Origin of the sequence: Streptomyces lycii, from assembly GCF_009735685.1 — a bacterium.
Classification (GTDB): Bacteria; Actinomycetota; Actinomycetes; order Streptomycetales; family Streptomycetaceae; genus Streptomyces; species Streptomyces lycii.
In genome coordinates this window covers 1-13205 of record NZ_WHPN01000028.1, presented here as the reverse complement: position 1 = coordinate 13205, position 13205 = coordinate 1, and the positions used below count along the sequence as shown (strand labels likewise).

Annotated in this window: 11 protein-coding genes; 4 read left to right on the top strand and 7 right to left on the bottom strand. The window is 74.9% G+C overall.

Annotated elements, in window-relative coordinates:
- The first annotated feature begins 431 nt into the window (after nt 1-431).
- On the top strand, nt 432-635 hold the full coding sequence (locus GCU69_RS01220; protein ID WP_019707740.1) for a cold-shock protein: 204 nt from the start codon (nt 432-434) through the stop codon (nt 633-635).
- A gap of 324 nt (nt 636-959) precedes the next feature.
- Here GCU69_RS01220 and GCU69_RS01215 read toward each other — a convergent pair whose 3' ends face one another.
- Together GCU69_RS01215 and GCU69_RS01210 are read right to left on the bottom strand one after the other, a co-directional pair.
- On the bottom strand, nt 960-2885 hold the full coding sequence (locus GCU69_RS01215) for an AMP-dependent synthetase/ligase (protein WP_156204891.1): 1926 nt from the start codon (nt 2883-2885) through the stop codon (nt 960-962).
- Between the two features lie 360 nt (nt 2886-3245).
- Complete coding sequence (locus GCU69_RS01210) at nt 3246-4523, bottom strand: acetyl-CoA C-acetyltransferase (protein ID WP_156204890.1); 1278 nt, start codon at nt 4521-4523, stop codon at nt 3246-3248.
- Nucleotides 4524-4593: 70 nt separating this feature from the next.
- Between GCU69_RS01210 and GCU69_RS01205 the strand changes: the two genes are divergently transcribed.
- Together GCU69_RS01205 and GCU69_RS01200 are read left to right on the top strand one after the other, a co-directional pair.
- Nucleotides 4594-6045: a 3-oxoacyl-ACP reductase gene (locus GCU69_RS01205; protein ID WP_156204889.1), complete on the top strand. Its 1452-nt coding sequence runs from the start codon at nt 4594-4596 to the stop codon at nt 6043-6045.
- 493 nt (nt 6046-6538) lie between these two features.
- Entirely contained in the window at nt 6539-7426 is an 888-nt protein-coding gene (locus tag GCU69_RS01200; RefSeq protein WP_408055742.1) for a MaoC family dehydratase, read from the top strand.
- Nucleotides 7427-7967: 541 nt separating this feature from the next.
- Here GCU69_RS01200 and GCU69_RS01195 read toward each other — a convergent pair.
- Nucleotides 7968-8741, bottom strand: coding sequence for a TetR/AcrR family transcriptional regulator (locus GCU69_RS01195; protein WP_156204888.1), 774 nt, complete (start codon nt 8739-8741; stop codon nt 7968-7970).
- Nucleotides 8742-8944: 203 nt separating this feature from the next.
- On the opposite strand from GCU69_RS01195, the gene GCU69_RS01190 reads away from it, so the two are divergent.
- Complete coding sequence (locus GCU69_RS01190; protein WP_098753341.1) at nt 8945-9151, top strand: type II toxin-antitoxin system VapB family antitoxin; 207 nt, start codon at nt 8945-8947, stop codon at nt 9149-9151.
- Here the strand turns inward: GCU69_RS01190 and GCU69_RS01185 are convergent.
- From GCU69_RS01185 to GCU69_RS01170, 4 genes are all read right to left on the bottom strand, one after another.
- Nucleotides 9120-9779, bottom strand: coding sequence for an AAA family ATPase (locus GCU69_RS01185; protein WP_156204887.1), 660 nt, complete (start codon nt 9777-9779; stop codon nt 9120-9122). The genes GCU69_RS01190 and GCU69_RS01185 overlap by 32 nt on opposite strands.
- A gap of 62 nt (nt 9780-9841) precedes the next feature.
- Entirely contained in the window at nt 9842-10672 is an 831-nt protein-coding gene (locus GCU69_RS01180) for an EamA family transporter (protein WP_098753339.1), read from the bottom strand.
- Between the two features lie 3 nt (nt 10673-10675).
- Complete coding sequence (locus GCU69_RS01175) at nt 10676-11197, bottom strand: MarR family transcriptional regulator (RefSeq protein WP_156204886.1); 522 nt, start codon at nt 11195-11197, stop codon at nt 10676-10678.
- Nucleotides 11198-11558: 361 nt separating this feature from the next.
- A complete protein-coding gene (locus tag GCU69_RS01170) occupies nt 11559-12878 on the bottom strand; it encodes a dicarboxylate/amino acid:cation symporter (protein ID WP_156204885.1) in 1320 nt (439 codons plus the stop codon).
- Between the last annotated feature and the right edge of the window lie 327 nt (nt 12879-13205).

Sequence of the window (13205 nt, the reverse complement as noted above, 5' to 3'; positions counted from 1 at the left end):
TCGGTCAGCTCGGTCAGCTCGGTCAGCTCGGTCGGCACGGTCAGCTCGGTCGGCACGGTCAGCTCGGTCGGAATGGTCCACATCGTGAGGTTAGCCCCCGTCCCCGCGCGGGACCGGCGCCGGGGCGGCCGGCCGGCCGGGGCACGGGACCGGAGCCGCCGCGGACGCGACGCGCGCGGGGTGGGAGCGAAGGGCGGCGGAATGCCGAGACGCAGGTCAAAGAGCGGACAGAGCGCCCGATACACCCCACCATCGAGTGATCTTCGCCTCTTTCCTGCCGCCAAGACTGCGTGCTAGGCTCGCCGCAAGTTGCAGTTTGGTTTCCCTTGCAGTACAGAGCCTGCGGATCATGTGACTCCGCAGGCTTTTGTAGTTTTCAGACTTCTTGCAGGTTCTGGAGCAGGGCAACCCTTTGGCCCAAGGAGGGCTTTATGGCTACCGGAACCGTCAAGTGGTTCAACGCCGAGAAGGGCTTCGGCTTCATCGCCCAGGACGGCGGCGGCCCCGATGTCTTCGTCCACTACTCCGCGATCAACGCGTCTGGCTTCCGCTCCCTCGAGGAGAACCAGACCGTGAACTTCGACGTCACCCAGGGCCCGAAGGGCCCGCAGGCGGAGAACGTCACCCCGGTCTGATCCTCGGATCCACCGGAGTCGACTGATCGCGGTCGACGCGCAGTACCCAAGGAGCCCGGTCCCCTCGCCGCAGCGTGGGGACCGGGCTCCTGCCCGTGGGCACGACGGGGCCCCGGGCGGGCCCGGCACCGGCCCGGCATCGCACCGGCCCGGGCTGCCGGACAGCCGGGCAACTCGACACCCGGGCAGGACGGCCCGGCGCCCGGACAGCTCCGGGTCCCCGGCCGGCCCGGAACCCGCGCCCCGGCCCGGAACCCGCGCCCCGGGCCGGCCCCGAAAGCCCCGTCCCGGCCCCGCAGCCCCGCCCCGCAGCCCCGCCCCGGCTCAGTCCCCGCGCCGGTAGAGTTCCTCGATCTCCGCGTGGAAGTCCCGCTCGATCTCCCGCCGCCTGAGCTTCAGGGACGGCGTCAGATGCCCGCCCTCCTCGGTGAAGTCCGCCGGCAGCACCCGGAAGCGGCGGATCGACTCGGCCCGGGAGACCGCCGTGTTGGCCTCGTCCACCCCGCGCTGGATGTCGGCCAGCAGTTCCCGGTCGTGCACCAGATCGCCGATCGGCACGTCCTGCTTCTTCGTCATCTGCCGCCAGTGCCCGAGCCCGTCCGGTTCCAGCGTGATCAGCGCGGCGACGTACGGGCGGTCGTCGCCGACCACCAGGCACTGGCTGACCAGCGGGTGCGCCCGGATCCGGTCCTCCAGCGGCGCCGGGGCGACGTTCTTGCCGCCCGCGGTGATGATGATCTCCTTCTTGCGGCCGGTGATGCCGAGGTAGCCGTCGTCGTCGAGGGTGCCGAGGTCCCCGGTGGCGAACCAGCCGCCGGGCAGCGTCTCCTCGCCCCGTACGGCGGTGCCGGTCGCCGCGTCCCAGTATCCGCTGAACACCTGGCCGCCGCGGAGCAGCACCTCGCCGTCGTCCGCGATCCGCACCGCGGTGCCCGGCAGCGGCCGGCCCACGGTGCCCAGCCTGGGCTTGAGCGGCGGGGTGACGGTGGCGGCCGCGGTCGTCTCGGTGAGGCCGTAGCCCTCGAAGATCTCGATGCCCGCGCCCGCGTAGAAGGCGGCCATCCGGTGGCCCAGCGGCGAGCCGCCGCAGATGGCGTAACGGACCTTGCCGCCCAGGGCGGCCCGGATGCGGCGGTAGACCAGCGGGTCGTAGAGGGCGCGGGCGGCGCGCAGGCCGAGGCCCGGGCCGGGTCCGGTCCCGTGCTGCTCGGCCTCCCGGGCCTCGCCGTACCGCCGCGCGATCCGCGCGGCCCGGTCGAACGAGGAGGCGCGGCCCATCTTCTCGGCGGTGGCCCGGCCGGTGTTGTACACCTTCTCCAGCACGTACGGGATCGCGAGCAGGAAGGTCGGCTCGAAGCCGGCCAGGTCGGCCAGCAGGTCCTCGGTGGCGATGCTCGGGGCGTGTCCGAGGCGGACCCGGGCGCGCAGGCAGCCGATCGCGACCATCCGCCCGAAGACGTGCGACAGCGGCAGGAACAGCAGGGTGGAGGCGGGCTCCTTGCTGACCGACTTGAAGACCGGGTGCAGCAGTTCGACGGCGTTGTCGACCTCGGCGAAGAAGTTGCCGTGGGTGAGGACGCAGCCCTTGGGGCGGCCGGTGGTGCCCGAGGTGTAGATCAGGGTGGCGACGCTGTCGGGGCCGAGCGCGGCGCGGCGGGCGGCCACCTCCCGGTCCGGTACGCCGCGGCCGGCGGCGACGAGCTTGGCGACGGCGTCGGTGTCGAACTGCCAGAGGTGTTCGAGGTGCGGCACGTCCTGGCGCACGGAGCTGAGCTGCCGGGCCTGGGTGACCTCCTCCACGGCGCAGGCGACGGCTCCGGAGTCCTGGATGATCCAGCGGGCCTGGGAGGCCGAGGAGGTCGGGTAGATCGGGACGGTGACCAGTCCGGCGGCCCAGGCGGCGAAGTCGAGCAGGGTCCACTCGTAGGTCGTGCGGGCCATGATGGCGAGCCGGTCGCCGGGGGCGAGACCGTGGGCGATCAGGCCCTTGGCGACGGCGAGCACCTCGTTCGCCCAGGTCGCGGCCGACACGTCGCGCCAGCTTCCGTCCTCCTGCTCCCGGCCGAGGACAATCTCGGCGGGCGCCTCGGCCGCGTTGTGGAACGGGATGTCGGCCAGCGAGCCCTGCTCGACGGGCGGCACGAGCGGTGGCACGGCGACCTCGCGGACCACCCCGCCCACCCGGGTGAGCGACGGCTCCGGCGTGGGGGGCGCCTGCCGGCTGTTCGGACCGGTTGTCGTACGGGACACGAGCGTCTCCTCTTGTCTCGGCGGGCCGGCCGACGCGTCCGGCGGGACGGCCGGGCCCGGTTGCCCCGCCCGCGGGGGGTTACGGGCGGGGGCGGGCGGGATCAGCGGGGTCGTGCGGGTGTGGCCATCGAGGTCGGCGGGTGTTGGGCTCCGGGGCGGCGGGTGCGGCCGGGGCCGCGGGTCGGCGGGAGTGGCTCGGGGATGCCGGGGGCGGCCGGCGGTGGTTCCGGGATGCGGGGGCGGCGGGATGTGCTCGGCGGCGGCGTGGGGGCGTGATGCGGCCCGGGGTGGGTCGCCGCGGTGGTGCCCCCGCGGAGGTGCTGCCCCGCGGTGGTGCTCCCACGGTGGTGCCGTACGTCCTCAGGGGCGCTCCAGGACGGCCGTCACACCCTGGCCGCCGGCGGCGCAGACCGAGATCAGGCCCCGGCCGGGCGCGTCCCGTTCGGCGAGCAGCTTGGCGAGGGTCGCGACGATGCGCGCACCGGTCGCGGCGAACGGGTGTCCGGTGGCGAGGGAGGAGCCGGCCACGTTGAGCCGGTTCCGGTCGACGGGCGGCAGGCCCCGCTTCTCCCAGGCCGCGAGCGTCGCCAGCACCTGGGAGGCGAACGCCTCGTGGATCTCGATCAGGTCGAAGTCGCCGAGCCCCAGCCCGGCGCGCTCCAGCATCCTCGGCACCGCGTGCGCCGGGGCCATCAGCAGGCCGTCCTCGCCGTGCACGTAGTCCACGGCAGCCGTCTCGTACGCGGTGAGGTAGGCCAGCGGCTCGAAGCCGTGCTCGTCCGCCCACTCCTCGCTAGCGAGCAGCACGGTCGCGGCGCCGTCGGTGAGCGGCGTCGAGTTGCCCGCGGTCATGGTGGCGTCGCCCGCCTCCACGCCGAACACGGGCTCCAGCCGCGCCAGCTTCTCGACCGTCGAGCCGGGGCGCAGGTTCTGGTCGCGGGCGACGCCGCGGAAGGGCACCACCAGGTCGTGCAGGAAGCCGCGTTCGTACGCGGCGGCGAGCCGCTGGTGGCTCGCGGCGGCCAGCGCGTCCTGTGCCTCGCGTCCGATGCCCCACTCCCTGGCGGTACGGGCCGCGTGCTCGCCCATCGACAGGCCGGTGCGGGGTTCGGCGTTGCGCGGGATCTCGGGCACGAGCTGACCCGGCCGGAGGCGGGCCAGTTCCCGGAGCCGGGCGCCGAGGGACTTGGCGCGGCGGGCGGCGAGCAGCGTCCTGCGCAGTTCGTCGTTCAGGGCGAGCGGCGCGTCGCTGGCCGTGTCGACGCCGCCGGCGATCGCCGAGTCGGTCTGGCCGAGCGCGATCTTGTTGGCGGCGGCGATGACGGACTGCAGGCCGGTGCCGCAGGCCTGCTGGATGTCGTACGCGGGGGTGCGCGGGTCCAGCTCGCTGCCGAGGACGGTTTCCCGGGCCAGGTTGAAGTCGCGGCTGTGCTTGAGGACGGCGCCCGCGACGAACTCGCCGACCTGCCTGCCCGCCAGGTCGAACCGTTCGACGAGCCCGCCGAGCGCGGCGGCCAGCATCTGCTGGTTGGAGGCGGTCGCGTACGGCCCGTCGGACCGGGCGAACGGGATCCTGCTCCCGCCGAGGACGGCTACGCGCCGGACCTGCGGCGCGAGGACGGCATTACGGGGACTCATCTCGACCAGCTCCTGACCCGGCAGTAACCTTACTCGGAAGTAAATTTACGCCAGGGTGAGGAGTTGGCCAATGGCCGATCGCTATCTTCGTTTCGCCGGCACCGGCCCCGGACGCTTCCTGACCCGTCGGCTGGGGCTGCCGCAGCCCGCGCCGCTGCGCCGCTGGTCGGCCGAGCACCCCGCGCTCGACGGGGACTTGCTGTGGCTCACGGCCGGCGAGCCGTGTCCGGGGCTGGGCGACGTGCTCGGGCGCACGGGACTGCCGGTCCGGACGGCCGGTGCGGGCGGCACCGGCGCGGCGGACGCGCCCGGCCGGACCCCGCGGACCGGTGCGGTGGTCGTCGACGCCACCGGGGTGAGCGGCACCGGCACGCTGCACGAGCTGTACGGCGCGCTCCATCCCGTGGTCCGCGGGGTGGCCGCGGGCGGCCGGATCGTCGTCGTCGGCTCCGTACCCGACCCGGCGGACCACCACCAGGCCGCGGCCCAGCAGGCGCTCGACGGCTTCGTGCGCTCGCTCGGCAAGGAGATCGGCCGGGAGCGCACGGTGAACCTCGTGCGGCTGGCGCCCGGGACGGCCGCCGGTGCCGCCGAGTCCACCCTGCGCTTCCTGCTGTCGCCCAGGTCGGCGTACGTCAGCGGGCAGCCGGTCACCGTCGGCGAGTTCGCCCCGGCGGCCACCGGGGAGCTGCCGCCGGCGGACTGGGCGCGGCCGCTGGACGGACGTACGGCGCTGGTCACCGGCTGTGCGCGGGGCATCGGCGCCTCGGTCGCCGAGACGCTGGCGCGGGACGGGGCGCACGTCGTGTGCCTGGACGTCCCGTCGGCGGAGGAGGAGTTGCGGGCGCTCGCCGGACGGCTGGGCGGTACGGCCCTGCCGCTCGACATCACGGCCGCGGACGCGGCGGAGCGGATCGCCGCGGCGCTTCCCGGGGAACCCGGAGGCGGCGGTGTTTCCGTCGGCCCCGAGGGCTCCTTCGCTTCTGAAAGCTCGGAGGGCTCCGGCGCCGGCCGGCTGGACGTGCTGGTGCACAACGCCGGGATCACCCGCGACCGCAGGCTCGCCAACATGGCCGCCGACCGCTGGGACCAGGTGCTCGACGTCAACCTCGGCAGCGTGCTGCGGGTGACCGACGACCTGCTGCGGGCCGGAGTCCTGCGGCGGGGCACCGGGCGGATCGTGGCCACCGCCTCGATCGCGGGCATCGCGGGGAACACCGGGCAGACGAACTACGCGGCGAGCAAGGCCGGGATCATCGGTTTCACCCGCTCACTGGCGCCGCGCGCCGCCGCCGAGCACGGGGTGACGGTCAACGCGGTCGCGCCCGGGTTCATCGAGACGCGGATGACGGCGGCCGTGCCGTTCTTCATCCGCGAGGCGGGCCGGCGGATGAACTCGCTGGGCCAGGGCGGCCTGCCGGTGGACGTGGCCGAGACGACGGCCTGGCTGGCGCAGCCCGCGTCGGGCGCGGTGAACGGCCAGGTGGTGCGCGTGTGCGGGCAGAGCCTGCTGGGCGCCTAGGCCGCGCGGGGGCGCGGGGTCGGCGGGCCCGGGCGCCGGGGCCCGCCGGCCCGCGGCCCGCCGGGGACACGGCTCCTTCGCACACGGCACGCGTCCCCGGCGCCGGGGGCCGGGCATCGGGCACCCGGCACCGGGCATCCGAGGCCGCAGTGCGACGCCGTGGGTGCGACGCCGGGCATCCGACGCCTGGGATATGCGCCCTCCCGACCAGCCGCCGGAGACCGCACTCAACAGGCCGAGCGGAGGCCGGCCGGACGGCGCCCGCGGGGTGCGGCCCCTCCCGGCCCGAGAGCCTTCTCCCCGGCGCCCCTCTCCCCCGCCCGCCGCCCGCCGCCCTCGGCACGACACCGCACCACCGCACGGCACCGCACCTCGCACCACCGCACGACACCGCACCTCGCCACCGCACGGCACCCACCACACCGCACCACCGCACCACCGCACCACCGCACCGACGCACCGACGCACCGACGCACCGACGACGAGGAATCCCATGAGCACCCAGCAACTCGCCCGGTCCCCGCTTCTCATGCCCGCGCTCGGACGCGGGGTCGTGACCGGCATCGGCAAACGGCCCTCGGCGGACGCCCCGCTGCCCGGAACCCGGCTCGTGCTGCCCGCCGCCCGGATCGACGCCGCACGCGTCATCCGCTACGCCCGGGTGTGCGGCTTCCGGGAGACCGACCCGCTGCCGATCACGTATCCGCACATCCTCGGCTTCCCGCTCGCCGCCCGGCTGATGGGCGACCGCGGCTTCCCGCTGCCGCTCCTCGGCCTCGTGCACACCGGGATCGCGATCACCCAGCACCGCCCGCTGAGCCCCGCCGACCGCCCCGAGCTGACCGTGTACGCGGCCGGGCTGCGACCCCATCACCGGGGCACCGAGGCGGAGATCGTCACCGAGGCCCGGCTCCACGGCGAGCCGGTCTGGTCCGACCGCAGCACCTATCTGGCCCGGCACCGAACCGGGCGGCGTACGGACGTACCGAAGCCCGCGGACTCGCCGGAGTCCGCCGACTCACCGGAGCCCCGGGAGCCGCTGCCCGTCGCGGCCCGCTGGGACCTCGGCGCCGACCTCGGGCGCCGGCACGCCGCCGTCTCCGGCGACTACAACCCGATCCACCTGTATCCGCTGACCGCCCGGCTGCTCGGCTTCCGGCGGGCGATCGCGCACGGCATGTGGACCTTCGCCCGCTGCGTGGCCGAGACGGGGGCCTCCTCGGCGCGGAACGTCACCGTACGGGCGGAGTTCCGCGCCCCGGTGCTGCTGCCCGCCACGGTCTCGTACGGCAGGCTCGGCACGGACTTCGAACTGCGCGGCGGCCGGGACGGCTCCCGGACGCATCTGCGGGGCAGGGTGACGACGGACGGCGACTGGTAGCGGGACGGCGACCGACCCGGACGCGGTGGGGCGCGCCCCGACCGACCCGGACGACGACCGAGGCGCACCCCGGCTGAGACCCACGACGCCGGAGGCGCACCCCGGCTGAGCCCCACGACGCCGGAGGCGCACCCCGGCTGAGACCCACGACGCCGGAGGCGCACCCCGGCTGAGACCCACGGCGGCTGCGGTCCACCACGGCTGCGGCCCACGGCGGCTGCGGCGCGCCCTCGGCCGAGACGGACCGCGACTGAGACGGACCGCGGCTGAGGCGCACCGCCCCGAGACGACGACCGAGACGACGCCCAGACAGCCGCCCACCCCCGAGACGGACGCCGGTCCGAGACGGACGCCGGTCCGAGACCGGCCACCCGCCCGAGACGCCCGCCGACCACCCCGGCACGATCCGCACTCCGGCGCAGGCCCGCCCGGGTCGGGACCCTCCGGCGCCTCAGCCCGCGGCTCCCTCCGCCGATTCCGATTCCGGTGCCGCCACCGATCCCGATGCCGACCAGGATCCTGATCGCGCTGCCGACCCCGCTTACGACCCGGGAGCGGCTTCCGACCCCGACGCCGGCCCCGGTGCCGGCCCCGGTACCGACCCCGGTGCCGCTGCCGTCGACGCCCCCGATGTCCGGCGGCCGCCCCGCGGCGGGGTCCACGGGCGGCCCTCCATCAGGTTGGCCAGGCCCGCCCAGGCGAAGTTCATCAGCAGCGCGGCCGTCTCCTTCGCCGACTCCCCGGAGCCCTCCGCGCCGTTGGCCCAGCCGGCCATCGACTCGGCCGCGCCGACGAGGGCGTACGCCAGCCCTGCCACGTCGCGGTCCGTCAGGTCCGGCACGCAGTCGTCCTCCCGGGCCGCCGCGGCGATGAGCTGGGTGACGAAGGTGATGATCTCCTCGCGCATCGCGGCCACCTCGCCCGCGAAGGGCTCACCGTGGGTGCGGGCCTGGTTGTAGAGGACCGCCCAGCCGTCGGGCCGCTCCGCGGTGTGCGCGAAGAAGCCGCGCAGCCCGCTCCACAGCTGCCGGTCGGCGGGCGCGTCGGGCCCTTCGACGGCGGCCCGCACCGCGGTCACCAGCGCGTCGGCCTCGCGCCGGACGCAGGCGCTGAACAGCTCCTCCTTGGAGTGCAGATAGAGATAGACGAGCGGCTTCGAGACCCCGGCCAGCTCGGCGATCTCGTCCATCGACGCGGCGCCGTACCCGCGCCGGGCGAAGGTCGTCACGGCCGCGTCGAGCATCTGCTGCTCGCGCACCGCACGCGGCAGCCGCCTGCCCTTGGTCGTACTCGCCACTGTCCGCCCCTCCACCATGGTTACTCGACGGTAAGTTTACGTCCCGGCCCGCCGGCGCACACGCCGGTCGCCGGCACCCGGCCGGACCGGCGGAAAACCGCCGCGCACGGCCCGCGCACGACCGTCGCGCTCCCCGGGGGCAACCTGTACCGTCCGGGAACCGTCCTTCATTCCGGCGGACCGGCGAATCATCGCATCGCGCCTTCACCGAGGGGGAACTCATGGCCGAGGTCACCGTCACGCTGGACGCCGGGCTGGTCGTGGAGGTGATGGTGCTCGCGGGGGTCGGCAGCCCGCAGGAGGCCGTCGAGCTGGTCGTGCGCGACTACATCGCCCGGGGTCACCGCACCGAGGAGCGCACCGAGACCCGGGACCAGGGTCTGCGCGACATCGACATCAGGCCGCAGGACCACCGGCACGGGAGCTGACACCCCGGCCGCCCCCGGGCCCGGCCTCGGCCTCCCCCGAAGCGGCACCCTCGGGACCGCCGCCGGAAGCGCCCTTCCCGGGGCCGGGGCTCGCGCCGCCCCAACCGTCCTCCCCGGAGCCGGGGTTCGCGCCGCCGCAGCCGCAACCGCGGCCGCGGCCGTCGAACTCGGCGAGTTCGTCCGGTCCGGGGCGCTCGAAACGCGTCGTGTAGAGATCCAGCAGCTCCCGCCCGATCCGGAACGTGCCCTCGGTGCCGGCGGAGTTGCGCCGCTCCAGGCGTCGCCACAGCTCCTCGACCGGCGGATCGAGCAACCACAGCTCCACCCGCGCCCCGAGCGCCCGGGCCGCGCGCCGGCAGCGGGTCCTCTCCTCGCGCGACCACAGCCCCCAGTCCAGCACCACGTCGCAGCCCAGCTCCAGCGCCCGCAGGGCGACGTCCCACTGGACGGCCTCGACCGGGTCGCGGGCGGCGTCGAACCCGGCGTCCGTGGCGCCCTCGTAGAGCCGGTGGATCCATTCGTCGGCGGTCAGCCGCAGGGCGCGGTGTTCGCGTTCGAGCGCCCGGGCCAGGGTCGTCTTGCCGGCCCCGGGCAGGCCGCAGGTGAGGTGGAGCGTCGGGGCCGTCATGCCCGGCACCGTACAGCCCGGGGACCGGCGGCGCCGCGGCAATTCCGTACGGCAGTCTCCGGTCAGGCGAGGGTGAGCAGGGCGATGGCGAGACCCGCCCCGCCGAGGCCGGCGGTCTGGAGCCCGGTGAGCCGTTCGCGGAGCCGGGTGACGCCGAGCAGAACGGGAACGACCGGGTAGAGCGAGGAGAGGACGACCGCCACGGTGAGCAGTTCCCGCCCCGCCGCCAGCAGATAGCAGACGAGCGCGAGCGCGGCGACAGCCCCCGTGGCCGCCGCCGGGAGCAGAATGCCCCGGGGCGGCCGGTGCCGTTCACCGGAGGACCGGACCAGCGGCAGCACGGTGATCACGGCGGCGAGGCGCCCCGCGACCACGGGCCAGATGCCCGACTCCGGGCCCGCCTGCGCGAGCGCGAGGTACTGCAGGGCGATCCCGGCACCGGCGACGAGTGCGTCCGGGACCCCGGCCACCGATCCGGTGCCGGTCCTCGGCCGCGAGACGAGCCACAGTGCCGGTACGGCCACCAGGATCCCCGGCCAGGCGACCGCCGACGGCCGGTCCCCCAGCAGGACCACACCGGCCACGACGGGCAGCGCGACGCCACCCACGGCGCTCACCGGCACGACCACGCTCATCGCCCCGCGGCTGAGCCCCCGGTACAGGAAGAGCATCCCCGCTCCGGTCCCGACACCGGACAGTGCGCCCCAGGCGGCGTCCGCCGCGTCCAGGCCCGGGGCGGGCACGAACGGGGCGGCCGACGCCGTGAGGACGAGACCGCCGAGTTGCCCCGTGAGGGCGACGACCGCGAAACCGGCCCGGCGCGACAACAGACCGCCGGCGTAGTCGGCGATGCCGTAGAACACCGCCGAGGCCAGCGCGAGCAGCGCGCCCACCGGTCAGCTCCCGCGTTCCCGCTCGGCCCGGCCGACGGGGCAGGCCGCGTTCCGCACGCAGGCGTCCCGGTCGCACAGGCGGCACATCAGGTCCGCGCTGCCGGCCTCGCCGTGGAGCCCGGTCAGCAGCTTCCCCAGCAGCCCCGCCAGCAGGTCCTGTTCGTCGTCGTCCAGCACCGCCAGCGCCGCGGCCAGCCGGCCGCCGCGCACCGAGAGCAGTCGCCGCACCGTCCGGGCGCCGGACGGGGTGAGCGCCACGGAGACCTGGCGCCCCGCTGTCGGCGACCGTTCGACCAGGCCGTTGGCCACCAGTGCGTCCACCATGCGCGCCGCGGCGGACTGGGACAGCCCGATCCGGCGGCCCAGCTCCGTGACGCCGAGCCCGGGCGCGGAGGACAGCGACACCAGAGCCGCGGCACCGCTGGCGCTGACACCGGCGTCCCGTGCGGCCCCGGCGAGGGCGAGGTCGCTCAGGGCGAGGGTGGTGGCGCCCAGCAGATTGGCCGTACGAGCCCTGTCATGCATGACTCATGCATGCCCGACGGTCCGGAGCCCAAACCCGTGCCGCTCCCGGCCTCACGAGCCACCGCGCCCGTACCGCTCCCGGCCCTGCGAGCCACCGTGCCCGCGCCCCTCGCGGCGGAACGCACGGACAGTGCCCCGGCCTCTGGTGTGAGGCCGGGGCACTCCGGGACACGGTCCGGCGGACTCCCGACGCGGGACGGCGGGGGACGGCGGGGGACGGCGGGGGACGGCGCGGGGCGGGGACGGCGGAAGCCGCCGGCGGGGGCGGCACGGCCCCCGCCGCCCCGGGCCGCCGCGGAACGGTGACCGCCACCGCCTGATCGTCGGGGTGGCCGTCAGACGGCGGCCGCCGCCCCGGCCGTCAGGCGGTGGCCGCTGCGGGCTGCGGCTCGCGCGACGGGGCGCCGGCCGGCTCGTCGTCGATCGGGGACGCGTGCGCCGAGTCGTACGCCTCGTGGTCGAGGAGCTTCTCGCGCGCCGCGACGATGACCGGCACGGCCGCCTGTCCGGCCACGTTCGTCGCCGTACGCATCATGTCCAGGATCGGGTCGATGGCCAGCAGCAGGCCGACGCCTTCCAGCGGCAGACCCAGCGTGGAGAGGGTCAGGGTCAGCATCACGGTCGCGCCGGTGAGGCCCGCCGTGGCCGCCGAGCCGATCACCGAGACGAAGACGATCAGCAGGTAGTCGGCGATGCCGAGCTGCACCCCGAAGATCTCCGCGATGAAGATCGCGGCCAGCGCCGGGTAGATCGCGGCGCAGCCGTCCATCTTGGTGGTGGCGCCGAAGGGCACGGAGAACGAGGCGTACTCGCGCGGCACGCCCAGCCGCTCGGTGACCTTCTGCGTCAGCGGCATCGTGCCGACCGAGGAGCGCGAGACGAAGGCGAGCTGGATCGCGGGCCAGGCGCCGCGGAAGAACTGGAGCGGGTTGACCTTGGCGGCCACCGACAGCAGCAGCGGGTACACGCCGAACATCACCAGCGCGCAGCCGATGTAGACGTCGGCGGTGAAGGTGGCGTATTTGCCGATCAGGTCCCAGCCGTAGCTGGCGATGGCATTGCCGATCAGGCCCAGGGTGCCGATCGGGGCCAGCCGGATGACCCACCACAGGGCCTTCTGGAGCAGTTCGAGGACCGATTCGCTGAGGGCCAGGATCGGCTGCGCCCGCTCGCCGAGCTTGAGCGCGGCGATGCCCGCGACGGCGGCCATGAAGACGATCTGGAGGACGTTCAGCTCGGTGAACGGCGTGATCACGTCCGTCGGGACGATGCCGGTCAGGAAGTCGATCCAGGAACCGGCGCTCTCGGGACGCGCGCCGTCCTCCGGGGTGAGGCCGGTACCGGCGCCCGGGTTGGTGACCAGGCCGATGGTGAGGCCGATGGCGACCGCGATCAGCGAGGTGGCCATGAACCACAGCAGGGTGCGGGCGGCCAGCCGGGCGGCGTTGTTGACCTTACGGAGATTGGTGATCGACACCAGGATGGCGAAGAAGACGAGCGGCGCGACGGCCAGCTTCAGCAGCTGGACGAAGATGCTGCCGACCTTGTCGAGCGTGGTGACGAGCCAGGCGACGTCCCAGCTGCGGGCGGCCCAGCCGAGCAGCACACCGAGGACGAGGCCGAGCAATATCTGAGCCCAGAAGGGGACCTTGGGCAGAGGCAGGCGGGAGGACACGGACACACTCCGGCGGGGAGGAGGGGAATGACGGGGACGGGGTGCGGCGGGCCCTGTCCCCGGCGCCCCGGCGGGGGCGTACGGGCGGCGCGGGCGGCACCGCTGCTGGTCGCGTACGTCAGAGGCGGCGACAGGCCGCGGACAGACAGCGGCACAGATCGACGTGCAGACGCGCCACGAGCGGGACGCCCGGGGTGAGGTGGTGCGCTGCTGTCGACATGGCCCTTACGGTAACACCGGAACTTTCAGTTCATCAAAGGTTTCCTTTGGGTATCCAAGGCTGAACGGGTCCGGAGGCGTTGAAAACACGGCGCGCCCTGTGCCGGAGCGGGT